The organism is Chryseobacterium viscerum, from assembly GCF_025949665.1.
GTDB classification, from domain to species: Bacteria; Bacteroidota; Bacteroidia; order Flavobacteriales; family Weeksellaceae; genus Chryseobacterium; species Chryseobacterium viscerum_A.
Genome location: NZ_JAPDFT010000001.1, coordinates 1,725,191 through 1,749,429, shown reverse-complemented (window position 1 = coordinate 1,749,429; position 24,239 = coordinate 1,725,191). Strand labels below are relative to the sequence as shown.

Below are 24,239 nucleotides of genomic sequence, written 5' to 3'. Positions count from 1 at the left end.
ATTGTAATATTATTATTCATATATTCGTGATGTAATAATCATATAAAATTATAGTTATGAAAAACTTAAAAAAATTAGACAGAAACGAGTTAAAAGCTATTTCAGGTAATGGATTACTAGATCCAATTGGTACTTTACTAGGTGGACTAGGAGGTGTAGTTGGTGGAGTAGTAGGCGGAGTAGGTACTATCGTTGGTGGTGTAGTTACTGGCGTAGGATCTACTGTTGGTGGTGTAGTTGGTGGTGTAAGCACTGTCGTAACTAACGCATTATGCCAAACACAATGTGTTGTAAATGGTGTAATCCACATCAAATTACTTGAGTGTGGTTCTACTTGCTAATCAGTAAGAATAGACATTAAAAATCATTCCGCTCTTTTCAGAGCGGATTTTTTTATATCCATACAGAAAATAAAATACAATTTAAAATACTTTAAATTAATTATTTAGATTCGTCTTATGTTCTTTACTATAAAAACTAATTAAAGCAACTATGTTGCGTTAATGAATTTAATTGTCTAGCTTTGCCGGATCATTAAAGTATATGCACATGAAAAGGACCTTTTATTTTTTGTTGGGAAGCTCGCTAATTTATTCACCCTCCATTCTGAAAGCTCAGAAAATTAACCATGAAAAAAAAAATGTAAAGGATATAGAACCTGTTCAGGTACAGGGAAAAACAAATTATAACTCTGTCAATATTTCAAGAAAAAAACTAGATTTTATTCAAACCAATACATTAGGAGAAACATTAAGCAAAATCCCCGGCATACAGAACTCCGGATATGGTCCTAATGCTGGAGCTCCCGTTATTCGAAGTCTAAGTGGAAACCGCGTAAAAATATTGGAAAATGGTACTGCAGTTAATGATCTTTCCGGAATAAGCCCGGATTTTAATACTGATATAGAGATGAATGCTGTTCAAAATATTACTATTTACAAAAACTCTGCATCGGTTTTATATGGAGGAAAAGCTATTGGAGGAGCGATAGATATTGAAACAGATTATATTGCCAGACAATTACCGGATAAAAAGATAAATCTCAGAGGACTTTTGGAAGGTGGAAGCAATAGTGGGCAGAAACAAGCCTTTTCTGCTAAAGGTATCATTGCTAAAAACTGGGTGTGGACTATAGGAGCATCCAATCAGAAGCAGGAAATAGTTAGAATTCCCGGAAAATCAAAAGACAGCAGATGTTATGATCCCAATCTGGTAGGCTTCAACAGTATTTTGCAGTCATTGTGCCAGATAAATGTAAATTCAAGACGGGTACTCAACAAGAGCCTTTTCCCCTACATCAGCCAGTTCGCTAAAGATCATATGATAGACTATGAGCTGTCTGAAGATGATCTTTATACATTCAGTCCCACCTATTATAATCCTGCAGACGGTAAAACTTATCCTAATCCAAAGAACGACCTGTATATTCCCGGCCAGGATCCTTCTACAGATCATTACAAAAGTGAAGTAAACGGAATCAAAGATTATGTAGAGACAAAAGATGGAGTTATTCCCAATAGTCATTCGGAAAGTAATTCATTTTATGTAGGAACCAGTTATATAGGGAAATCATTGTATGCAGGAGGAGCTTATCAGAATTCTTATTCATATTTTGGTGTTCCTGGCTATGCAATCCCTAAAATCCCAAAACATACTCATGGAAAGCCACAGCAAAAAATAGAGTATCTTCCGATCAATATCAGAAGCTTATCTCATAAAGCCATGTTTGAAGCCGGCTACAAGTTTACAAATTCTCCAATTTCAAGCATAAAACTGAATTATATGGGTGTATTCTCAAAAAACGCAGAACTTCTGGACCGTTACCGTGCCAATCAGTTTGCTGTGAACCAGCACAATGGACGGCTGGAAATCGCACAACAGAAATTAAAATTTCTTACGGGAACTACAGGTCTTGAAATTCAATACAGAGATATGGAAGGAAGTGGTGGCCAGAGATATTTACCCAACAATATAAGTCGCGAAATTGGAGTCTTTACGATGCAACATCTTGATTTTAATAGTATTCAGCTGGATCTTGGATATAGAAACGATCACGTACAACGAAGGGCAGAAGCAGATAATAAGTATGTCAGAAGCCGGGGGCTTTCCGGGGGAAAACTCAGTGACAGAGACTTTACGCTTCATCAATTCCACAGTTCTGCTCAATGGAATATCTTTAAAAAAGGGTATCTAAAAGTACAATACAACCATTCCGAAAGAGCACCAGAAGTGAATGAACTGTATTCAGGAAACAATCATTTTGCTATTCTTACCGAAGAAAATGGTGATGACAAACTGGATAAAGAGACTGCCAATACGGTAGAAATAGGAGGAGGCCTAAACCTGAAGAACCTCCGCGTATCGGCCAACTGGTATCATACTTCTTATAAAAATTATATTTACCTTGCCCACACCGGAATTTCCAGAGAAGTTTTCCTTGTAAAAGAATGGCGTTCCGATGATACAGAAATCAACGGCATTGAAGCAGAAGCCTCTTATAAAGCAGATTTTGGAAAAATAGGAAAGTGGGAGATAGGCGGATATTATGATTTGGTAAAAAACATAAGTGTTGCCGACAGCTCCATAAGGAAATGGAGTGATGGTGATTATATGCCTAATATGCCTACAAGCCGTTTTGGATTCAATCTGGAAGGGACTTTGCAGAACTTCAGCCTGAATCTCAGTTTAGATCATTATTTACAACAAAAATATTTAGGAAAGAATATTAATCCTGAACTTCCAATGCCGGCTTTTTCACTACTTAATGCCCGCATTTCTTATAAGGACAGCAGTCTGGGCATTGGTGATCTGGAATATTATATTATTGGAAATAATCTCCTGAACAGCGAGGCAAGACTCCAGAACTCTCAGTTAAAATTTCTAAGCCCACTTTCTGGAATTAATATTTCAGCAGGCGTGAAAATCAGTATATAAATCAATAGTATCTCTTCGGCTGTCATTTAAAGACAGCCGAAGATTTTTTAAATCATTATTTGTTATAGCTTCCTAATATTAATTAAGTTCCAAAGTCTTTGCATTTTGGAATTTTATGGTTTTCCATATTTTATATATAAGTAAGTATATTATATTTGTGTAAACTAAGAATCAAATTCCAATATATTAAACAACAATTATGAAAAAAACAATTACTTTTTTTACTATCCTTTTATCAGTAGTTTATATCCAAGCTCAAGAAAATATTGATTTATTGACCTATGAAAAAACTCAGGATATTAATTTTTTCAACACTATTAAAAACGGTGCTCAAGTTAAGGAATATATAACAACGAGTAAAAATAGCGTGAAGGTGGGTGATACTTTAATATTAGGATCTCCTACCTCTGAAGAACTGAATACAAGAACTTATTCGGGGAGTTATGGAAATAGAGCAAGAGGAGGAGTTTCACAATCAAGAAGTACTTCCAAAAAAACTTATGAATTCATACAAATGGGAAGACCGGCTGGATTTGGAAGTATTATGTCTGCTATGGGTGGTGATGCACAGAATATGGCAGATAACAGTTTAAAAAACACCAAAGTTATTGTCAGAGAGATAAAAACATATCATAGAGGCAGTAAAAATAAACCGTTGTATGTAGTAATGATTTTGGGAGAAATAAATGATAGAGCTTTTGGAATCAATAAATATTTAAGCGTCATGGATACAGAGTTAGGGATTGAGTCTGGTGAAATTCTTTTAAAAAATAGAAAAATGACCCGAGATGAAGCGATTGCAAAATTAAAAGAGGCAAAAGAACTAGTTGAAATTGATATGATGAGCAAAGAAAAGTTTGAAGAATTAAAAAAAGAACTTGCTCCGATTATTAACAATAATAACTGATAAAATTAACAATCCCTTTCTGGATATGATAGGATATGAGTTTAAAAAAGCTGATCATAATGTAACGTCTAGTTTACCTCTTTACGAGATATTGAATTGCGTGAAATAGTTGAATAAACGCCGGCTAGCAAAGTGTTAAGAAAAAAACTGAAGCACTAAATTTTGTTATTCGATTTTCTGCCTTTCAAAAACCCTAAATCACTCATTATATATGTCATAAACAATTAAATAACTGTAACCGAAAATGTTACTAAAATTGCATATATTTATATAACGAACTAGCAATTGATGACAAAGAAATTTCCGACAATAAATAGTACACTTTCAACAAGTGAACTTGGTCAATTTATTCAGCAAGAATATAAACTAACCGACAAACCGCAATGTAATATATTTCGGTTTACTATCTATAAAAAAGCAGATAGCTTCATAAAAAGTTACGAGACAGTAACCAAAATTAATAACGAAGAAAAAAAGTTTTTACCCCTTGCATGTTTAGCAATTATGACATACTACATAAGTGTTCAGTGCAACAGATTTGAATATTGGACCAATATTTTCCTGAATGAAGATCATTTAAAAAGAATGGTTGGGAATTTGAAACGATGGATTGCATATAATAAAATTGAGATTAATAACAAACTTTTTCTTTTCTAAATTATATAGTAATGAAAAATAAAACAAAAACATATTTAAGCTTTATAATCATAATTTTAGTATCAAATTTAGCTGCTAAGGCACAGAATAAGGCAGTACAAACACCAATTATCATTGCAACACAAGGCAATTTTTCAGCTGGAGGTTCTGTCATCAAAAGTGAAGGACTTTTTGACTCTGCAAAACCGTGGAATGTGCCCCAAGGTGGACAAACAAGACACGGAGACCACGCCGATGTTTTTTATCAAATTCCGGTAAAACCTAAAAAACTTTCAATGGTATTCTTGCATGGTTACGGACAATCTAGACGAAGCTGGCAGACCACAGCCGATGGAAGAGAAGGTTTTACAAATATTTTTTTAAGACAGAGCTATAGTATATATCTCGTAGATCAACCAGGTCGTGGAGAGGCTGGGCAGACTACAAAACCTGGACAAATTAATGGTACGCCGGACGATCAAACTTGGTTTACTCAATTTCGAATTGGGCTATACCCTAAATTCAACGAAGGTGTTCAATTTCCAAAAGACAGTATTTCTATGGATCAATTTTTCCGTATGATGACACCAGACACAGGAAATGTAGATGAAGCAACAGTTGTTAATGCTCTGTCTTCAGTTATGGATAAATCTGGAAATGAAATCCTTTTAACCCATTCGTCAGGAGGTTCCCCCGGCTGGAAAACAGCTATTAAAAATGAACACGTGAAAGCCGTTGTTGCCTACGAACCTATAGGATTTACCTTTCCAGAAGGTGAAGAACCCAAAGAAAACTTAGGAGGAAAGGGGGTCCCCATGAATGAATTTATGAAACTGACCAAAATACCAATTGTAGTTTACTATGGAGATTATATTCCTACTGAAGAAACCAACGCAGCATCTCTAAATTTTTGGAGAAATATTTTGACAACGGCAAGAAAATGGGCAAAAATTGTAAATAGTCACGGTGGTGATGTTACTATTGTTCATCTTCCAGAATTGGGAATTAAGGGAAACACCCATTTTCTAATGTCAGATTTAAACAATGTAGAAGTTGCAGAGCTGTTATCAAAATGGCTGAAAGAGAAAGGTTTGGATAAATAATCTTGGTTTTCAAAAACCTACTGGAGACCAGAATATGCATAAAAATCAGTGAATGAAGTAACTGAATTTTTTGAAAAAAATCTAATACAAAGTCCAATAGCGCGAAGAGAACTGTAACTGATGAAGAATTTCATAAATAGTAGATTTTTTGTTACTGTTGATGTTCGAGACTGCCAAGTCATTCAAATTAACTTTCCTAATGATGGATACTTAGATGATGACCATATTTCTTATGCAGATATTGGTAATGATGGGAGTGCAAGTGTTGATGGTGAAGATGGAAGAACTTATCAAATTCAAATAGACAATTAATAAGTCAATACAAAACCTCAAAAACGACTAATTAAACTTTAATTTAAATTCCGAAATTCGTTAGGTGTAACACCAGTTCTCTGCTTGAATAGCCGAATAAAATGCTGTGGATATTTAAAACCTAATTCATAAGCAATCTGACTAATGGATTTATCAATATTGAATACTCTTTGCTTGGCTACATCAATAATTTTATTTTGTATGTATTCCTGTGCAGTTTTTCCCGTTTCTTTCTTGATCAGATCTCCAAAATAGTTGGATGAAAAATGTAATTCGTCTGCACAATATGCCACAGATGGAAGCCCTACAGTATTAGGTTTCTCAGATGAAAAATAATTGTTTAGCAATTCTTCAAATTTTTCTAAAATACCTTTATTGACATTTTCCCGGGTAATAAACTGACGATCATAAAAACGGTCACAATGATTGAGAAAAAGTTCAATATTCGATGTTATAACTTTTTTACTGTGTTTATCTACTGGTCGACTCAATTCAAATTGAATATCAGCAAACATTTCCAAAACCATTTCTTGCTCTTTTTTAGAAAGATGTAATGCTTCATTGGTTTGATATCCGAAAAAGCCATATTCAGAGATACCCTTACCTAAAGAAGTCCCTTTAATTAAATCCGGATGAAATACTAATCCATGCCCCAAAGGCTGGTAGATATCTATTTTATTTTCCACATCAACAACTTGGCCTGGAGAAACAAAAACTAATGTTCCTTCCTGATAGTCATAAGTTGCCCGGCCATACTTCAGATCACCACATTTCACATCTTTTAAAAAAATGCAGTACAGGTTAAAATACATTTTAGATCCTGTTCTTTTATGCGCTTTTGAAAAATCTATTACACTTACCAAAGGGTGAAGTGTTTCATGATTATTAAAATGATTATAATCATTCACTGTTTCAAAATAGACTGATTGACTCATAGCAGTATCATATTATAATGCAAATCTAAAGATAAAAATGACCTCTTTTTTACATTTTGCCCCAGAACAGTAATATTGGTTACAAGTTCCGTAATCTGTCTACCAATAGGTTTGCCAATAGATTGGAAATTTGCAGTAACAAATTGATTATCCAATTTTTAGTTTTTGCGAAGTATAATTAAATAAGATAAAAAATGAAAAAAGTAATATTGAACAACGATGTTGAAATGCCGGTTTTAGGATTTGGAGTATTTCAGGTTGCTGATTTAGCAGAATGTGAAAAAGCAGTTGTTGAAGCCATTGAAACAGGCTATCGATTGATTGATACAGCAGCGTCCTATGGAAACGAAGAAGCGGTAGGAAATGCAATCAAAAGAAGTGGTGTTACTAGAGAAGAACTTTTTATTACGACAAAACTCTGGGTACAGGATGCAGGATATGAAAAAACCTTGAAAGCCTTTGAGAAGTCACTGAAAAAACTTCAATTGGAATATCTTGATTTATATCTGATTCATCAGCCTTACGGAGATATTTTCGGTTCATGGAAAGCAATGCAGGAATTATATCATTCAGGTAAAATAAGAGCCATAGGAGTTTCTAATTTTCATCCAGACAGAATTGCAGATATGATTTCAAATAGTGGATTTACGCCAGCGGTCAATCAAATAGAGACCCATCCATTCCATCAACAGGTTGAAACACAAAAATTCTTAATTGAAAATAATGTACAGATTGAATCCTGGGGACCTTTTGCAGAAGGAAAGAATGATATTTTTAATAATAAAGTTTTAAAAACAATTGCTGAAAAATACAACAAATCTGTAGCTCAGGTTATTTTGAACTGGCTGACGAGTAGAAATGTAATTGTCATTCCAAAATCTGTAAGAAAAGAAAGAATGGCTGAGAATTTCAATATTTTCAATTTTGAACTTTCTTCTGAAGATATGGATGCTATCGCAACTTTAGACACTGCCTCAAGCTTATTTTTTGATCACAGAGACCCCAATATGGTTAAATGGTTAAGTGAAAGAAAATTGGACTTGTAATCAAACTTCATCAATAAAAATAGTATCAAAAGAAAATTGCACTCGTTTTCTTTCCTTTTGATATTCAACTTAAAAAAGGAGTAATGCAGAATAAAACGACAACATATTTAAGCTTAATCATCTTAATTTTAGTATCAAATTTAATTGCTAAGGCACAGAATAAGATGGTACAAAAACCCATTACTATTGTATCACAAGGTAATTTTTCAGCCGGAGGCTCAGTTATCAAAAGTGAAGGTGTTTTCGATCCGTTAAAACCATGGAATGTGCGCCAAGGCGGACAAACAAGACACGGAGACCACGCCGATGTTTTTTATCAAATTCCTGTAAAACCTAAAAAACTTTCGATGGTTTTCCTTCACGGTTACGGACAATCTAGACGAAGCTGGCAGACCACAGCGGATGGAAGAGAAGGTTTTGCAAATATTTTTTTAAGAAAAGGTTATAGTATATATCTCGTTGATCAACCAGGTCGGGGAGAGGCTGGGCAGACTACAAAACCCGGACAAATTAGCGGTACGCCGGATGACCAGACTTGGTTCACTCAATTTAGAATTGGATTATATCCCCAATTCAATGAGGGTGTTCAGTTTCCAAAAGACAGCATTTCTATGGATCAATTTTTCCGTATGATGACACCCAATACAGGAAATGTAGACGAGACAACAATTGTAAATGCAATGTCTTCAGTTATGGATAAATCTGGAAATGGGATTCTTTTCACACATTCGGCAGGAGGTTCCCCCGGTTGGAAAACAGCCATTAAAAATGAACATATAAAAGCCGTTGTTGCCTACGAACCTGGAGGATTCACCTTTCCGGAAGGTGAAGAACCTGAAGGAAACCGAGGAGGAAAGGGAGTGCCAATGAATGAATTTATGAAGCTGACCAAAATCCCAATTGTAGTTTACTACGGAGATTATATTCCAACTGAAGAAACCAACGCAGCATCCCTAAATTTTTGGAAAAATGTTTTGACAATGGCAAGGCAATGGGCAAAAGTTGTCAATAGTCACGGTGGTGATGTTACTATTGTTCATCTTCCTGAATTGGGCATTAAGGGAAATACCCATTTTCTAATGTCAGATCTGAACAATGTAGAAGTAGCAGAATTATTATCAAAATGGCTGAAAGAGAAAGGTTTGGATAAGTAATTAACCTTTAAAAGTAAAATAATGAAACAATTGAAGTATTTCATTCTAATCATACAAATAATGAGTATTTCACTTTTTACAACCGGTATGAAAGCGCAGCGATTAACAACACAAAGGAGTCATTTAAGTGAAAAAGACAAAAACATCATTACCATTTCCTCATTTACAGCACAAGGTAGATTACCAGAATTAAAAGGCAGCTTAAACTCCGGTCTTGAGTCAGGTCTGACCATTAATGAAATAAAAGAAATTTTAATACATACTTATGCCTATTGTGGTTTTCCAAGAAGTATAAGAGGCTTACAGAGTTTTATGGAAGTTCTTGAGGAAAGGAAGGCAAAAGGTATTAATGATAATATTGGAAAAGCAGCTTCAATTATAGGAAATAATAATAGCAAGTACGCACGAGGAAAGAAAATTCTGGAAGAGCTTACCAGAACACAGCAGCCAGATAAACTTTCGGGTTATTCAGCCTTTGCTCCAGCAATAGATACATTTTTAAAGGAACATTTATTCGCAGATATCTTTGAAAGAGATGTTTTGACGTATGTTCAAAGGGAACTTGCTACGATTTCTGTAATCACCGCTATTGGTGATGCAGACCCGATGTTACAATCTCATTTAGGTATTTCTTTAAACTTAGGATGGTCACCGGAGCAGTTGAATGAATTTGTTACCATAATCAGTTCTACCATTAGTATAGAAAAATCAAATGCAGCTAAAATGATCTTGAACCAGGTTTTAAAAAATAGAACTAAATAAGTTAAAAAAATGAAAAAGATTACGATATCAATAGTAGCATTAATCGCGGTTACGACAAGCTTAAGTATTAATGCTCAAACGAAAAAAATTAATCAAACAAAAATGGAAAAAACTGGAGTGATCCAACATAGTAATCCTTTCGGATTGGCTTATGATGATGCAATTACAGAAAATGTAGCAGGAAAAGTAAATATTCACCCTGTAAAATATACATTGAATGGAATTGATATTGCTGCTAATGTTTACACTCCGGCAAATTATAACCCTTCAAAAAAATATGCAGCAATCACTGTTGCACATCCAAATGGTGGCGTTAAAGAACAGACAGCAGGACTTTATGCACAGCGATTGGCAGAAGCCGGTTACATTACTATTGCCGCAGATGCCTCTTATCAGGGGGCTAGTGGTGGGGAACCCCGCCATACAGATAAGCCAGTCTTCAGAACAGAAGATATCCACGGAATGGCAGATTTTATTTCTCAATACCCCGGAGTTGATATCAACCGTATTGTTGCATTCGGGATTTGCGGCGGTGGTGGTTACACTTTAAAAGCCACTCAATCTGACAAAAGATTTAAGGTGGTTGCTACTTTAAGTATGTTCAATTCAGGGGAGGTTAGACGTAACGGATTTCTGAATTCGGGATTGAATACAATACAGGAACGATTAAAACAAGCTTCTGATGCGAGAGCTCAAGAAGCAGCAGGCGGTAAAATAATATATTCAGGTGTGGCAAGTATTACGGATGAAGAAATCCAGAAAATTAGTACCGACCTGTATCGTGAAGGATATATATATTACTACAGAACCAATGCTCACCCAAATTCAACTTTCTTGTATCCTACTAGTAATTTATTGGATTTAATGACTTGGGATGCTGCAGAAAATATGGATTTAATCAATCAACCTTTATTGATGATTGCAGGCAGTAAAGCAGATACCAAGTACATGACAGATGAAGCATTTCCAAAAGCGGTAAATGCAAAAGAGAAAGAATTGTTTATTATTGACGGTGCAACGCATATCCAAACGTATTGGAGACCAGAATATGTAGAAAAAGCAGTGAATAAATTAACTGAATTCTTTGAAAAAAACTTATAACCAATGAAAATTCTAATATTAAGATGAAACATGTAGTTATATTACTTCTATCAGTGTTACTTTTATCAAGTTGTTGTACTAAGTCCACATTAGAAGGGGGAAAGACCTATATTTTCCCAAAAGGCAAGAAAGTAACCAACAACAATTTTACAGGTAACGTCTGGCTGAAAATGCTTTGTCAGGATGAACAATTACTTACTATAAGCATAGGTAATGTAACTTTTGAACCAGGAGCAAGAACCAAATGGCATCTGCATCCTGGAGGGCAGATTATACTTGTAACTGAAGGTATTGGGTATTATCAGGAAAAAGGTCAAATGAAAAAAATATTGCATAAAGGCGATGTTATAAAATGTCCGCCAAATGTTGAGCATTGGCATGGTGCAAGTCCAGACAGTCATCTTGTTCATTTGGCAATTTCAGATAATGACAAAGGTGCAGTAATGTGGCTGGAACCTGTAACTGATGAAGAATTTTATAAATAATTGATTTTCTGTTACCATGAAAAAATGATTGAAATTAAATACATATTTTATTTAACTAATACACAGTGTAATTTGTTCATATTAGTATAATTAATAGAAAAAACAGAAATAGTAAAACAAAAAATTCGTCAATCCTCCGAAAACCTAGGATAATTTTTTTTTGTGATCTCTTAACAATCCAATCATCAAAATAAATTTTATATTAGTAGCATAATAACCATCTAAAATTTAGCAATTAAATACAGAAAAAATGAGGAATACTATTTATACTTTGTTATTATTATTTTTATTCGCTGGCGTTAATGCTCAAGAATATTTAAAATTGATAAGTGAAGCTGATAAATTATATAGAACAAAAGATTATAAAACGTCTGCTGAGTTATATAGTAAAGCTTTTAAAATTGAAAGCGAAAATCCAAGCCACTTATATAATGGCGCATGCTCATCTTCTTTAGCCGGAAATACAAAACAAGCATTTAAATGGTTGAATTTATCAATAGAAAAAGGCTGGACAAATCTAAAGCACTTAAATTCTGATACTGATTTAGAAAATTTGCATTCAAAAAAAGAATGGGGTAAAACAATTGAAAAGTTAGAAAAAAAATTAGCGTTAATGGAAGCAAATTATGACAAACCATTGCAGGCTGAATTATTGACAATTCTTGAGGAAGACCAAAAATACAGAATGCAAATGAACGAAACTCAAAAAAAATTCGGCCAGAATTCTAAAGAAATGAATGACCTTTGGAAAATAACCAATCAGAAAGACTCCATTAACTTATTAAAAGTAAAAAAAATATTGGATGAAAAAGGCTGGGTGGGTAAAGACAAAGTAGGTGCACAAGCCAACAGTGCATTATTTCTTGTTATTCAGCATTCAGATTTGCAAACGCAAAAAAAATATTTACCAATGATGAAAGAAGCTGTAACAAAAGGAAATGCAAGTGCTGGTTCTTTAGCTTTGCTAATTGATAGAATAGAAATTCGGGAGGGTAGAAAACAAATATACGGAAGCCAGATAGGAATCAATCAAAGTAATAATACTTACTATATTTTACCATTAACTGATCCTGACAATGTAGATAAAAGAAGAACAGAAGTTGGCTTAGGTCCAATCTCTGAGTATGTTAAAAATTGGGATTTAATTTGGGATGTTGAAAAATATAAAAGTGAATTACCCGAATTAGAAAAATTAAATAAATAGAGAAGACATCTGCTAACAGCAGTTACAAAAGTGGTGGATTAAGGCTTAATTTAAAGATTTCTTAATCCGCCACTTTTTTTCTGGATTTAAGGGCTATAATGATAATCATAGATAAGTTCATAATGATTTCGTTATCCGTATGCCGATGATTGTCAACCCTATTTAGTTGCTCGGTTTTATCATTGGTGTAAGAAATGTAAAAGTCGTTTATAGGTGTGTTTTTAAAGCTTTCTTTTTCATTATATATTTTATGCCTTACTTGCTTTCATCAATATTTTTTTAACACTATCGGTCTTATTTCATTTACGAAAGTTAATAGCATTTTCCCAGGTTCTTCTACTGGAATAAGATGTGCGGAATTTTCAAACCAAATATTTTTTTTCATCGGAGCTTTTAGTTGATTCATCCATTTAATAACAGGCAATGTGGGGGTAGTATAGTCGTGTCTTCCTAACAACATGATAACAGGGATGGAAAGACTTTTAACTTTTGAAAAATCAAAATTTAGAAATTCATCCATAACTTTTTCCAATGTGAACAAACTTCCAAGTCCTATGGCTTCTGCATCATCAATTGTATATTCGGGATAAAGTAAAGGGGCATTGAAATAATAAAAATTATTATTTCTATAAGCGCTTAATCCACCATAGTATTGTGGCCATTTTCTGGCAATGATAATACGTTCTCTGGTAACAGGTTGATTTCCCGGGTAGGGATAAATGGATTGTAATTCTTTAAGAGCTTCTGTATTATTCTTTTCATTAGCCATTTTCAAACCATATTCATAGCTAAGTTTTTCGTTTTCTTGCATAGTGATTATTTGCCCAATACCAATATAGGCATAATACCATTGAGGTGCTTTTACCGCTGCTTTTAAGCCAATTATTGTACCCCAGCTATGTCCTGTTAAAAATACTTTTTTTTGCTTGTATTTTTGCGTTATCAACCGGGTAATTTCAAGGGCATCATCTACAAAAGTATCAATGTGCATCGTTTTACCTAAGGCTAATGTATCATTGGCTCGATAAGTTTTTCCGGCTCCACGTTGGTCGTAATTTACAACGGTAAAATATTCTTCCAAAGCCCTTTGGTAAGTCCAACTCACAGCACTTAACGGAGAGGCAGGGCCTCCGTGTATAAAAATGATAATAGGATTGTTTTTATCTTTCCCTCTTACATTTATCCATTGTTTTATACCTCCAATATTTGCAAAAAAACTTTCCTGAATTCCATTTGGATTAACAATAGAATCTAACTCTTTTATGATTTCTTTAGACTTAAAATATTCATCATTTTGATTATTTTGTCCAAATACAACAGCAGAAAAGAGTACTACTGCTAAGATTAAAATTTTATTTTTCACTGGACTTATGTATTCACTAAATTTTTTCATAGGAAAATTTAAATATTTTTCAGATAACAATTTTATTATTTTGTTCTGTTTTTGATTTCATCAGAAGCATTATTGAAATCACGTATTTTTTCAATTTTTTTGTTTCCGAAATTATACGAGATAGAAACAGTTAACTGACGCGGATAGTTGTAAATATTGACATAATTGTAATTCCCGTTTTGTTGCTGATCATCAATTATAACTCTGTTGGTATTTAAAACATCATAAACGGTTGCTGAAAAGGTCCAGTCATTCCATATTTTTTTGAGTCCTATTTCCAAACTGCCAAGTGGTCTTAATTGTCCCAATTCTATCTGGTAATTCCCAACGTACCAATAATTAATGCTGGCAAACCATGTTTTAGCCTGATCAAGTCTTATACTATTATTAGTCGAAATTGTTATTCCATTTGATTTTCGGGTATTGATATATGCCGGAAACTTTTCACCTGTTAACGGATCTGTATCAATACTCCCATCATTAATATTATGCTGTAAGCCGATACTTACATTGGTATTCCAATACTGTTTAAAAAATGATTTCTGGAAACCGATTGTAAAATTTAATTCCTGACGGTTGCCAAAATTAGTTCTTATATACCTCAATACATTTACATGGCTGCCGTTACCGTAAATTATCCCCTGCAGAGGTACCTGCAGAATAACATCTTTATAATATTTATGACCGGCAATGAAAAAATATGAATTTTTGAACATATAATTAAGTTCCTGCGAATAAACTGCGGATGCTTTCATAAATGGATTATTCTGAACATAATTAGTTTCCGTTAAATAGGTTCTCACAGGGTTCACCTCCCAAAATGAGGGTCTTTTCATACGGCCTGAAAAAGAATATGAAAGATTATGGTCTTTGCTGATTGAGTAATTCAGATTTACGTAAGGTAAAATATTGTGATAGTTTCTCGTAAGATTTTTTAAATTGTCATCCTGAGCATTATAAGAGTTTCCTTTATTTTGTGTTAATTCATAGCGGATTCCGGCTTTTGCAGAAATTTTATCACTTATTTTTTTTTCTGCAGTCAAATATCCTCCGTAAATATTCTCCAGATAAAAAAAATGATTTGGATTTCTAACTACTACATTGGCAGCCAATTGATATAGGCTTGTTTCTGTATCATTATCTGTTTTCGTATAGCTGTAATTTCCTCCAAAAGACAGGGTGAAATCATTTTTAAATTTCTTAAAATAATCCACCGTTACAGAAAAGCTGTTAATAATCTGTGGCGTTTCCTGAATAATCTGGCTGATATCTTCTCCTGTATTTCCATTAGAATCCGCTGCTGATGTTGTATTGAGGCTATTCTGTTTTTTTCTGAAGTTTAGATAGGCTGCATTTATATTTAATTTACTGCCAAGTGAATCTGTTTTTAATTCATAGTTTAAATTGACAGAATTATTATAAGATTGGGTGTTTTCATGATTTTTGCTTCGGTTGTAGTCAGTTTTCCAGACGGTATCGTTTAATACATTTACAGTGTTAAATAAATTGGTAACCGATGTGAAGTTTTTGTTGTACCAGGTGCTATAGCTCAGTGCAAGGTTGCTTTTGTCATTTAAAGCATAATCTATATTCAGATATCCTCCATAGTCCTTGTTTGGAACAGATACGGTTCCTTCCGAATGGTTTGAAGCTATATTGCTGCCATTTTCCAATATATAATATTGCCGTTTGGTATTTTCACTGCTATTAAAACTTGAATTAATTCCGAGCTTATTTTTTCTGTAATTGATAGAAAATCCCATTCCAGGATTGTTGTAATATCCCTGATTATTGCTCATTCTTAAGCTTCCGTTCAAGCCATTTTCTCTTATCTTTTTTAGAATAATATTGATGACCCCGTCTGAAGATTCAACTTGAAATTCACTGCCGGGCATAGTAATAATCTCTATTTTCTGTATACTTTCAGATGGCATGCTTTTTAAAAAGGCTGCCAGGGCATCAGCATCCATTTGAGTTTTTTTACCATTGATATATATTACAGCATTTGATTTTCCAGCAATCCGTAAAGTCTTATCATCCATTGATGAAATCAGGGGAGTTTCTTTTAAAATACTGAAGGCTGTAGCCCCTTTTGCTGCCGGAGAAGCTCCTATATCATATATAAAACGGTCATTTTTTCTCTGAAATTTATTTTTTTTCAGTACAATTTCATTTATTTTCTTTGTTGCTGCCGTATCTTTTTTTTCTTGTGCAGTTACCATTGTTCCGCTCAGTACAATGATTAAATGGAGCAGGCGTTTCATATATTTTATGTTTTTATGTATTACAATGTAGCTTGTTATGCAATATACATGCATACAATTCATGTATTAATTATGAATCTATTTAAATAAGACATTCGAGATATGATAAGTGTTACATCATGAGCTAGATAGCACTGTATTTGTCTCTATAATGAAAGCTATAAACAAAAACCAGCTCAATTAGAGCTATATAAAATGTGTTTGTACAGTCAGCCCGGATAGATTGTCTGGTTTATCCGGGCAGGCTGAAGTTTAAATAAAATTTAATCCTTAAGCAGGACAGATGGGATATCCTCCGTTTGGGCACTTTAATGTACAGTCCCTTAGAACATAGCCACCGTTGGAAAGCCTGCAGACTCCCTGTACATTGCCTCCGGCAATACTTTTCAATTGTTCTCTGGAAAGGCTTTTTTGATTTCTTAAATTTTTCATTGTAATATTTTTTGGTTAGTAAATATGTTAATTATTGTGGGCATACCACTGCCGGACATGCATTAAGGCTGGGGCATCTGGGGATTCCGGCAGGAGGGCAGCATTCATATGAACATTCTTTGATAATGATATTCATTCCGTTGCCCATTACATTTTTTAAATACTCTCTTGAAAGTACTTTTCTGTTTTCTGATTTTTTCATTTTAAAAATTTTAGTTTAGTTATAATTTATATGATTTTGTTATAATTACTTGCTATTACCGTTGGGGTAAAGATCATATTATAATTGATTAATAATGCTTTACTTTCTAAAGAATTAAGGCTCAAAAACCTTTGAATCAATTTTTTTGCTACCAGGTTTATTGAAGTTCAGTCAGTGTACTTTATAACATCAGCTTTTTCATAAGCAGAAGCAGTTTTTTCTTCGGTAAAATAAATGCCGGAAAAAATAACACCATCTGCACCTACTGATTTTGCCTTTTCAATGATTTTTTCTTTTGCCTTATTGTCCTTATTTCTTGCAACTGTAATAACCCTTCCAACTGTTTTATACGGATGGATAATGTCATTCTCCTTATAATAAACATCAATTTTGTCTGAAGCTTTATACGTTTCTCCGGTATAAGAAATGGTGTTGCAGGATATCATTCCTGAAAGCAAAAAGAACGTGAGAATGTGATTGATTTTCATATCTTTATTTTTAAAATTATTTTCGTTCAATTTTATCAGAACAATAAGTTGAAAGTATCTTTTGCATTAAGCAATGCAACCACTTTTGGAGACCATGTATTGAGAAGTATGCATACCGTTACTTTTTGCTTTGGAAAATAATAGGATTTACCCCCAAAGCCAAATACGTGTCCGTCATGACCCATAGCTACTCCCTGATTGGTATCCAGTTTCATTAATCCCAACCCATACTGTTTATTGTATTTTAAATCTGGTTCCAGACGGTCAGGATCGTTATCCACAAAAGTCTGAAGCTGCTGCATTGAAGCGGGAGAAAGTATTTTATTCGTTAACAGGCTCTCCACAAATTGGGCTACATCAGAAGATGTTGAGATCATTCCACCATCAATTGCTCCTTCACCGCCGATTCCGTTATTGTCTATATGGGTTACTTCACTCAATGGCTCATTAGCAGTTTCAGCATAATAGGACCGGGTGAGCTGATCCGGAAGCAGAGTACTTGCTGTCGTATTTTTCAGCCCCAGGGGGTTGATTATTTTCTCGTTGATTATCTGATAGGAGGGTTTTCCCGTTACTTTTTTTATAATCAGGGAAAGCAGAAGATAATTGGAATTGCTATAGTATCCCTTTCCAATTGGATCATCGGCAGGTTTATCATAGATCAGCTGAAGGGTCTGCTCTGCGGAATAATTGACAATACTTCCGTCAAAAACACCGGGAGCGATATCCTGTAAATAATTCCGGATTCCCGCTCTGTGATTAAGGCACTGTTCAATCGTTACCTCATTGGCATTGGCAATACGGTCTGTAATAGTGTGAGGAAGATATTTATTGATTTTATCCTTGATATTCAGGAGACCTTCTTCCTGCAATTTCAGAATAGTTGTGGAGGCAAACATTTTCGTCATGCTTCCGATGCGGAGCCTGCTATCGGCAGATATCCTGATACCTTTTTCCCTGTCGGCAAGTCCGCCTGAACCGCTCCATGTTCCTTCGGGAGAAATTACTGTGACGTTGACGCCCACAGCGCCGGATGCTATAAACTGATCAACGATGCGCTGATATTTTTTTGCATTCGGGTGCTCGGCGGGCACATCAATAGATTGTTCATCCCTGCAGGAATTCATTGCAGCAAAAACAACAGTAAAAACTGTTAGAAACCATAGTTTTTTCATAGAAAAATTTTAATGAATTAGTATTAAATTAAACTGAAACAGATAAATTTCTCTCCTTATGGTATTCTTTTATATTTTCTTAAGATATCAATCACAGGCTGATGGGGAAGGGCATAGGATTTATTTCCATTGACTCCTTCCATTGTTTCGGCGGCGATCATAGCATTAATGATAGACTCTTCGACAGCCTGTACAGTTGCATCAAATAGAGGATCAATCAAATCATTAGGGAGCATCTTCACTGTAGAAAAATCTTTTCTCTGAAAAGCTGTGGAATTGGCTGTTGAAAAGGCAATAAAAATATCTCCTGAACTGTTCATTCCATAGCCACCTACGTTCCCGATTCCCAGAGGCACTCTTGATGCAATGCGTTTTAATTGATGGGGCAATAATGGTGCATCCGTTGCAATGACCACAATGATGGAACCGTCACCTTCCTGCCGGTAAGACTCTGAAGGCAGTTTTAATTCGCTGCCCACCGTATTTTCCAGTTCTTTTCCTACCGGTACACCTGCAATCTTCAGGGATTCTTTTCTCCCAAAATTAGCCTGAACCAGAGCGCCAACGGTATAAATAGAATCTCCGGTTTTCACAATCCTTGATGCCGTACCGGTTCCGCCTTTAAAACCAAGGCACATCATCCCGGTTCCACCACCAACATTTCCTTCCTGAATTCTACCTGATTTCGCACTATTTAGCGCTTCGTAAACATTGCTTTCTTTTACCTGAAAACCATAGATGTCATTTAAAAAGCCATCATACGTTTCAGCCACTACAGGATAAGTGTACCACCAATCTTCTTTATACCAATGTTCTTTTACAAACCATTTGAGAACAGCATCTCTCACGACTCCCACACTATTGGTATTGGTAATCATTATAGGAGTTTCTAAAAAACCGGATTCTGTTACCCAGGTTGTTCCTGTCATTTCGCCATTGCCGTTCAGTGAGTACCAGTTGGCAAAAACAGGATTATTATTCCGGCCCCTTGGCAAAATAGCTGTAACTCCTGTTCGGACAGGTCCTTTACCGATTGTATTTTTACCTTTCCCGGAAATGATTGTACTATAACCTACCTCAACTCCCTTTACGTCCGTTATAGAATTAAATGTGCCAACGGTTCCGCTAAATGGAATTCCTATATCCCTGGCCCGTAATTTCTGTCCAAATGTTAAACTTTGCATATATATCAATAAAAAAGATAGTATTATATTTTTCATAATTATCAATTATAGAAGGCGGTCAGGTAAAATACAATCTCTTTTGAACGCTTCTTTATTAAAATTAAATTGTTGATTTTTAGTTTATTCATATGATGATTCTAGCTGAGAAATTTTAAAAGCTCTTGTATAAATACCTCCGGATTTTCCTCAACTACCCAATGCGCTGTTTTAGGAATGCGTACTGATGTAACATCTTCTGCTACTTCTTCCATCATTTCTTTCATAAAAGATCCACTTGTGCTTATTTCCCCTCCAACTGCCAGAACAGGAATCGTTAGTTTCCCATTTTTGGCTATGCTCTTTTCATTGTCCAGTATGTCTTGGTCAAATGCCCGGTAAACTTCCAGTCCGGCTTTCATAGCACCGGCTGAAGAATATGCCTGACTAAAGGTGTCCATATCAGTTTCATTAATAGCTGCTGTATTATAAATACGATGGTTGAAAAAATATTGTAAATATTGTCGCTCACGACCAGCAATTAGCATTTCAGGCAGGTTGTGTACGTTATGGAATGCAAAATGCCAGACCCTGTGATCTGTCCTTATTTTATCAAATATTTTGGTACCGGGTAAAGGAGCGTCTATTACCACCAGCTGAGATACGGATGTCCGGTATTCTTGTGCATAAGCATACGCAATCATTAAGCCTATATCATGTCCTATAAGGACTACAGGGGTTTGTATCTTAAGATGTTCCTTTAACAGATGATGAATATCACTGGCCATAGTGCGTTTATCATATCCATCCGCAGGTTTCCAGGAATCTCCGGCTCCGCGATAATCCAAGGCAATAACACGAAATCCTTGATTAACCAATACAGGAATTACAAATCGCCATTCCCACCATGTCTGCGGAAAACCATGTATCAGAACAATTATATTTTCCCCATTTCCTGCTTCTGCATAATGTATTCGTAATGTATTGCTAATAACGGCCATTCCGTGATTCAAGCTAACATCACCAGGTAATTTTTTATCTTTCATATTCTTATAGGTATGTTTCTGCATTAAATTTTTATCTTTACAAAGATCTGATGGGGACATTTAAATCAGACTATCATTTCGATAGAAATAGCTGCTTCAAACTTTCGAATCAATGTTTTTTAATTATTTTATTTCGATATGCAATTAGATAAACTGCACTACGCAATTTTAAACGAACTACAATTAAACGCAAGAGCGAGTAATGCTGAAATAGGCAGAAAAATAGGACTCACAGCTCCGGCTGTTACAGAACGTATAAAAAAGCTGGAAGAAGCAGGGATAATAAAAGGCTATGCTGTTGTTGTGGAATATACACAATTGCAATACATACAAAATGTTTTAATTGCAATAAAATTACACCCCAATATTATGATTATGTCTTTTTTAAAAGAAACTGAAGAAATAGAAGGGATTGTAAAAATGGTACATACTACAGGAGAATTTTGTTTCTTTTTACATATGTTTCTGAAATCTACACAAGAGATTACTTTAGTCCTGGATCGCTTGAGTAAATTTGGCAGGACAACAACTTATTCTATTCTGTCAGTGCCCATTGATCACAAACCAATTACTTTTAAATAGTGTTGTTGCACACTCAAATGGAGGTATTAAGGAACAGACAGCAGGTCTTTATGCACAACGTTTAGTGGAAGCTGGTTATATTACAATTACTGCAGATGCATCTTATCAAGGGGCAAGCGGGGGAGAACCCCGTCACACCGATAAACCTGTCTATAGAACAGAAGACATTCACGGAATGGCAGATTTTATTTCCAAGTATCCCGGAGTTCAATTGTAAAGATGTCAAACTTTTAAATTGTAATACAGTATTATTTTTCTTAAAATAAATGTATTAAAAAAATCATCCAAATTAATAGACCATTTTATATTTTTTAATACAGCCAAGTTTTATTATTTGGTTATGAATTTTAATCTCATTTTTAAAAATAAATATCTGAGCAGATTTACCAAATTCATTGAAAAATATTTTAAAATCTCCATTTAATAAGATAATATTAAAATTATAATCCAATATTTTAAAACCATTGTATAATTCTCAAATAGTTATTAATTAAGAATATTGAGTATTATATCTAAGTCTTAACTTAAAAGTTCTAATTAATTAAATATTAAGCTTTTAATTAAAATAAAGGAATATACCACCATATTCAATTTAACATAATATAAATTATAGGATTTTTATTATTTAACTGAAATAGAGTATTAACCACCCCAGAATCCCTTATTATTTAATTTTCTTTCCAAATATTCTTTAACGGATTCTAAGAACTCTTCCTTGGTCATAAACCTATACAGAAAATCTTCCAGCTTTCCTTCATTTTCAATCTCCTGAAAATAAACTTCATGATCTGTACTATACACCGTCGGATTATTTTGATCAGGATCTGTTGTGCATACAAAAAAATGATCAGGATATCCATAAGAATAAAATATACAGATAAAATCCATCTCGTTGCCTTGTACGATTTCTTTTACTTCATATTCTTCTACAAGCCCATCCAGTTCTCCATAATCCTCAGAGTTTTCTTTAAAGGGCGTGAAAACCCAATCTTTGAAAAAATATTGACCGTACGGCAATTCATGATCGGAAAAATAATGTTCCAGCAAGTTCCTATAAAAACTTTTCTGATTCTCTATATACAAATCTTTATACTGCTCATAATATTGATCGATTCCATAAACATCCCAGTCTTTGTCATAAAGATGATGACTGAAGCTGACACTTTGCCAATTTTCAGCAAAACTTTTATCAGGATGGACAGCGTCTGTTTTCCCTCCTAACTTTTTGATTTTCTTTACAATACCCTCATTCATGTATGCTATAATTTATTTTCCAATATATTATGTTAAATTGAAGTTGTTAATAAATCTCTCCTTGATCTAAAAATACAAAATCTTGCCACATGATAGTTTTTATTCCGTAAAAACAGAATACCTTTACCTTAACCAAAAAATAAAATAATATGAAACCTAAAATGATCTGGGCTAATCTGGCCGTAACCGACCTTGAACGCACACAGAAATTCTATACTGAGCTGGGATTCAAACCCAATAATCCTCACAGTTCCAATGAACTGGTAAGTTTTTTTATGGCTGGAAATGAACTGATTATTCACTTTTTCTTAAAAAATGTCATAGAAAACAACCTAAAAAGTATGAAATTTGGAGATCCTCAAAGTTCCAACGAAATTATATTTACCCTTTCTGCAGAAAGTAAAAACCAAGTGGATGAATGGGCTGAAGAAGTAAAAAATGCAGGAGGAACCATTGTTTCAGAACCTGAAAGCTTTGGAGAAAATTATTATGGTTTTGTGTTTGCAGACCCTGATGGACACAAGTTTAATGTATTTTTCATGTAGACTTACAAAATATTTTTCCCTATATTTGACATTCAACAGATCAATATGAACCGCTCGAACTGTCTGCCTCCTCCGGCACCTTAATATTTTCAATTTAATTTGAAGTGTACTCATGTCGTTAACTTATTAACGGCCGGGTTTTTCATGCTTCACATTCTAACAAAAATATTAATCCAATTTTACAGTTCGTTCTCTAATGAAAAAATCATATTTATTATTACATCTGGCCGTAATTCTGGCCGGATTTACAGGTGTATTCGGAAAACTGATCACTCTTAACGAAGGTTTGCTGGTCTGGTACAGGCTCCTCTTCTCCTCTATTATTTTGTTCTTTATTGTAAAGTTCTTGAAAATTCCAACTGATATTCCTTTCCGGGGAAAAATTCAGATTTCAAAAGCCGGCATACTGCTTACCTTACATTGGCTTCTTTTTTATGCGAGTATAAAATATGCCAATATATCCATTGGTGTAGTATGTTACTGTCTGACAAGTTTTTTTACAGCGGTATTCAAACCTGTTATTGATAAGGAGAAATTCAAGCTTTCAGAATTACTTCTCAGTATGCTGACCATCATTGGGATCAGCTTAATATTTCATTTTGATACTTCTTATCAGCTTGGGATTATTTTAGGAGTTTTTTCATCGGCATTCGGCGCTCTGTATACTATTTATAACAAACGTCTGGTGAGTCATTTTGACACCAAAGTGATCAATTATTACCAGATGATTGCCGGTACTTTATGCTGGGGAGCATTTTTGCCCGTATATCTCCTCTATTTTCAGTCAGACAGCATAGTTCCTGACTTGAAAAATACGGCTTATTTGGGCGTTTTATCGCTTTTTTGTACAGTCGGTTTATATGTTATGTTTGCCGAGGTTTTGAAGAAAATTCCGGCATTTACTGTGAACCTAACCTACAATCTGGAGCCCGTATACGCAATCATTATGGCCTTTTTATTTTTCGGAGAAAGCAAAGAAGTGAATCTTTCGTTTTATATAGGATTGGTGTTTATTATTGCTTCTGTGGTTTTACAGACGGTAATTTCTATTAAGAAAATAAAATAAAAGTTTTTTAAACCAAAACCGGACACTTAAATTAGCTTAAGTGTCCGGTTTTT

Annotated in this window: 25 protein-coding genes; 15 read left to right on the top strand and 10 right to left on the bottom strand. The window is 34.4% G+C overall.

The features are described from left to right. Positions 1 to 56: 56 nt before the first annotated feature. The 5 genes from OL225_RS07950 to OL225_RS07930 all read left to right on the top strand — a co-directional run bounded on the left by OL225_RS07950 (position 57) and on the right by OL225_RS07930 (position 5,892). Positions 57 to 341, top strand: a complete 285-nt coding sequence (locus tag OL225_RS07950; protein WP_047374658.1) for a bacteriocin-like protein — start codon at positions 57 to 59, stop codon at positions 339 to 341. A 208-nt stretch (positions 342 to 549) separates the two neighbouring features. Then, positions 550 to 2,934 (top strand): TonB-dependent receptor, encoded by a 2,385-nt coding sequence (locus tag OL225_RS07945; protein WP_264517876.1) that lies wholly within the window; start codon positions 550 to 552, stop codon positions 2,932 to 2,934. Positions 2,935 to 3,133: 199 nt separating this feature from the next. Further along, positions 3,134 to 3,841, top strand: a complete 708-nt coding sequence (locus OL225_RS07940) for a hypothetical protein (protein ID WP_264517875.1) — start codon at positions 3,134 to 3,136, stop codon at positions 3,839 to 3,841. Between the two features lie 668 nt (positions 3,842 to 4,509). Beyond that, positions 4,510 to 5,580, top strand: coding sequence for an alpha/beta hydrolase (locus OL225_RS07935; RefSeq protein ID WP_264517874.1), 1,071 nt, complete (start codon positions 4,510 to 4,512; stop codon positions 5,578 to 5,580). A 120-nt stretch (positions 5,581 to 5,700) separates the two neighbouring features. Then, on the top strand, positions 5,701 to 5,892 hold the full coding sequence (locus OL225_RS07930) for a hypothetical protein (protein WP_264517873.1): 192 nt from the start codon (positions 5,701 to 5,703) through the stop codon (positions 5,890 to 5,892). A gap of 38 nt (positions 5,893 to 5,930) precedes the next feature. Here the strand turns inward: OL225_RS07930 and OL225_RS07925 are convergent, their stop codons facing one another. Then, on the bottom strand, positions 5,931 to 6,827 hold the full coding sequence (locus OL225_RS07925) for a helix-turn-helix domain-containing protein (protein WP_264517872.1): 897 nt from the start codon (positions 6,825 to 6,827) through the stop codon (positions 5,931 to 5,933). A 194-nt stretch (positions 6,828 to 7,021) separates the two neighbouring features. On the opposite strand from OL225_RS07925, the gene OL225_RS07920 reads away from it, so the two are divergent. The 6 genes from OL225_RS07920 to OL225_RS07895 all read left to right on the top strand — a co-directional run bounded on the left by OL225_RS07920 (position 7,022) and on the right by OL225_RS07895 (position 12,579). Further along, positions 7,022 to 7,873: an aldo/keto reductase gene (locus OL225_RS07920; RefSeq protein WP_264517871.1), complete on the top strand. Its 852-nt coding sequence runs from the start codon at positions 7,022 to 7,024 to the stop codon at positions 7,871 to 7,873. Between the two features lie 83 nt (positions 7,874 to 7,956). Next, a complete protein-coding gene (locus OL225_RS07915; RefSeq protein WP_264517870.1) occupies positions 7,957 to 9,027 on the top strand; it encodes an alpha/beta hydrolase in 1,071 nt (356 codons plus the stop codon). A gap of 21 nt (positions 9,028 to 9,048) precedes the next feature. Beyond that, the gene (locus OL225_RS07910; protein WP_264517869.1) at positions 9,049 to 9,789 is read left to right on the top strand and encodes a carboxymuconolactone decarboxylase family protein; all 741 of its coding nucleotides are present in this window, start codon (positions 9,049 to 9,051) and stop codon (positions 9,787 to 9,789) included. A gap of 9 nt (positions 9,790 to 9,798) precedes the next feature. Then, a complete protein-coding gene (locus OL225_RS07905; RefSeq protein ID WP_264517868.1) occupies positions 9,799 to 10,890 on the top strand; it encodes an alpha/beta hydrolase in 1,092 nt (363 codons plus the stop codon). Between the two features lie 23 nt (positions 10,891 to 10,913). Continuing rightward, positions 10,914 to 11,375, top strand: coding sequence for a cupin domain-containing protein (locus tag OL225_RS07900; RefSeq protein ID WP_264517867.1), 462 nt, complete (start codon positions 10,914 to 10,916; stop codon positions 11,373 to 11,375). Positions 11,376 to 11,625: 250 nt separating this feature from the next. Beyond that, positions 11,626 to 12,579 carry a DUF6624 domain-containing protein gene (locus OL225_RS07895; protein WP_264517866.1) on the top strand — a complete coding sequence of 318 codons (954 nt, stop codon included), beginning with the start codon at positions 11,626 to 11,628 and terminating at the stop codon, positions 12,577 to 12,579. A gap of 268 nt (positions 12,580 to 12,847) precedes the next feature. On the opposite strand, the gene OL225_RS07890 is transcribed toward OL225_RS07895, so the two are convergent. The 8 genes from OL225_RS07890 to OL225_RS07855 all read right to left on the bottom strand — a co-directional run bounded on the left by OL225_RS07890 (position 12,848) and on the right by OL225_RS07855 (position 20,763). Beyond that, positions 12,848 to 13,972 (bottom strand): alpha/beta fold hydrolase, encoded by a 1,125-nt coding sequence (locus OL225_RS07890; protein ID WP_264517865.1) that lies wholly within the window; start codon positions 13,970 to 13,972, stop codon positions 12,848 to 12,850. 35 nt (positions 13,973 to 14,007) lie between these two features. Continuing rightward, the gene (locus tag OL225_RS07885) at positions 14,008 to 16,236 is read right to left on the bottom strand and encodes an outer membrane beta-barrel family protein (protein ID WP_264517864.1); all 2,229 of its coding nucleotides are present in this window, start codon (positions 16,234 to 16,236) and stop codon (positions 14,008 to 14,010) included. 270 nt (positions 16,237 to 16,506) lie between these two features. Further along, positions 16,507 to 16,668, bottom strand: a complete 162-nt coding sequence (locus OL225_RS07880) for a hypothetical protein (RefSeq protein WP_156118350.1) — start codon at positions 16,666 to 16,668, stop codon at positions 16,507 to 16,509. 31 nt (positions 16,669 to 16,699) lie between these two features. Further along, positions 16,700 to 16,870 carry a hypothetical protein gene (locus OL225_RS07875; RefSeq protein ID WP_185097807.1) on the bottom strand — a complete coding sequence of 57 codons (171 nt, stop codon included), beginning with the start codon at positions 16,868 to 16,870 and terminating at the stop codon, positions 16,700 to 16,702. Positions 16,871 to 17,037: 167 nt separating this feature from the next. Continuing rightward, positions 17,038 to 17,358, bottom strand: a complete 321-nt coding sequence (locus tag OL225_RS07870; protein ID WP_264517863.1) for a hypothetical protein — start codon at positions 17,356 to 17,358, stop codon at positions 17,038 to 17,040. 35 nt (positions 17,359 to 17,393) lie between these two features. Further along, positions 17,394 to 18,533 (bottom strand): serine hydrolase domain-containing protein, encoded by a 1,140-nt coding sequence (locus OL225_RS07865; RefSeq protein WP_264517862.1) that lies wholly within the window; start codon positions 18,531 to 18,533, stop codon positions 17,394 to 17,396. Between the two features lie 56 nt (positions 18,534 to 18,589). Further along, the gene (locus OL225_RS07860) at positions 18,590 to 19,717 is read right to left on the bottom strand and encodes a P1 family peptidase (protein ID WP_264517861.1); all 1,128 of its coding nucleotides are present in this window, start codon (positions 19,715 to 19,717) and stop codon (positions 18,590 to 18,592) included. Positions 19,718 to 19,854: 137 nt separating this feature from the next. After that, complete coding sequence (locus OL225_RS07855) at positions 19,855 to 20,763, bottom strand: alpha/beta fold hydrolase (protein WP_264517860.1); 909 nt, start codon at positions 20,761 to 20,763, stop codon at positions 19,855 to 19,857. A 114-nt stretch (positions 20,764 to 20,877) separates the two neighbouring features. On the opposite strand from OL225_RS07855, the gene OL225_RS07850 reads away from it, so the two are divergent. Both OL225_RS07850 and OL225_RS07845 read left to right on the top strand, forming a co-directional pair. Continuing rightward, positions 20,878 to 21,321 (top strand): Lrp/AsnC family transcriptional regulator, encoded by a 444-nt coding sequence (locus OL225_RS07850; protein ID WP_264517859.1) that lies wholly within the window; start codon positions 20,878 to 20,880, stop codon positions 21,319 to 21,321. Next, on the top strand, positions 21,293 to 21,538 hold the full coding sequence (locus OL225_RS07845; RefSeq protein WP_264517858.1) for an alpha/beta hydrolase: 246 nt from the start codon (positions 21,293 to 21,295) through the stop codon (positions 21,536 to 21,538). The genes OL225_RS07850 and OL225_RS07845 overlap by 29 nt, the downstream gene beginning before the upstream one ends. Before the next feature lie 425 nt (positions 21,539 to 21,963). Here OL225_RS07845 and OL225_RS07840 read toward each other — a convergent pair whose 3' ends face one another. Further along, positions 21,964 to 22,575 (bottom strand): hypothetical protein, encoded by a 612-nt coding sequence (locus tag OL225_RS07840; protein ID WP_264517857.1) that lies wholly within the window; start codon positions 22,573 to 22,575, stop codon positions 21,964 to 21,966. A gap of 149 nt (positions 22,576 to 22,724) precedes the next feature. On the opposite strand from OL225_RS07840, the gene OL225_RS07835 reads away from it, so the two are divergent. Beyond that, the gene (locus OL225_RS07835; RefSeq protein WP_264517856.1) at positions 22,725 to 23,120 is read left to right on the top strand and encodes a VOC family protein; all 396 of its coding nucleotides are present in this window, start codon (positions 22,725 to 22,727) and stop codon (positions 23,118 to 23,120) included. A 196-nt stretch (positions 23,121 to 23,316) separates the two neighbouring features. After that, the gene (locus OL225_RS07830; RefSeq protein WP_264517855.1) at positions 23,317 to 24,186 is read left to right on the top strand and encodes a DMT family transporter; all 870 of its coding nucleotides are present in this window, start codon (positions 23,317 to 23,319) and stop codon (positions 24,184 to 24,186) included. Positions 24,187 to 24,239 lie beyond the last annotated feature (53 nt).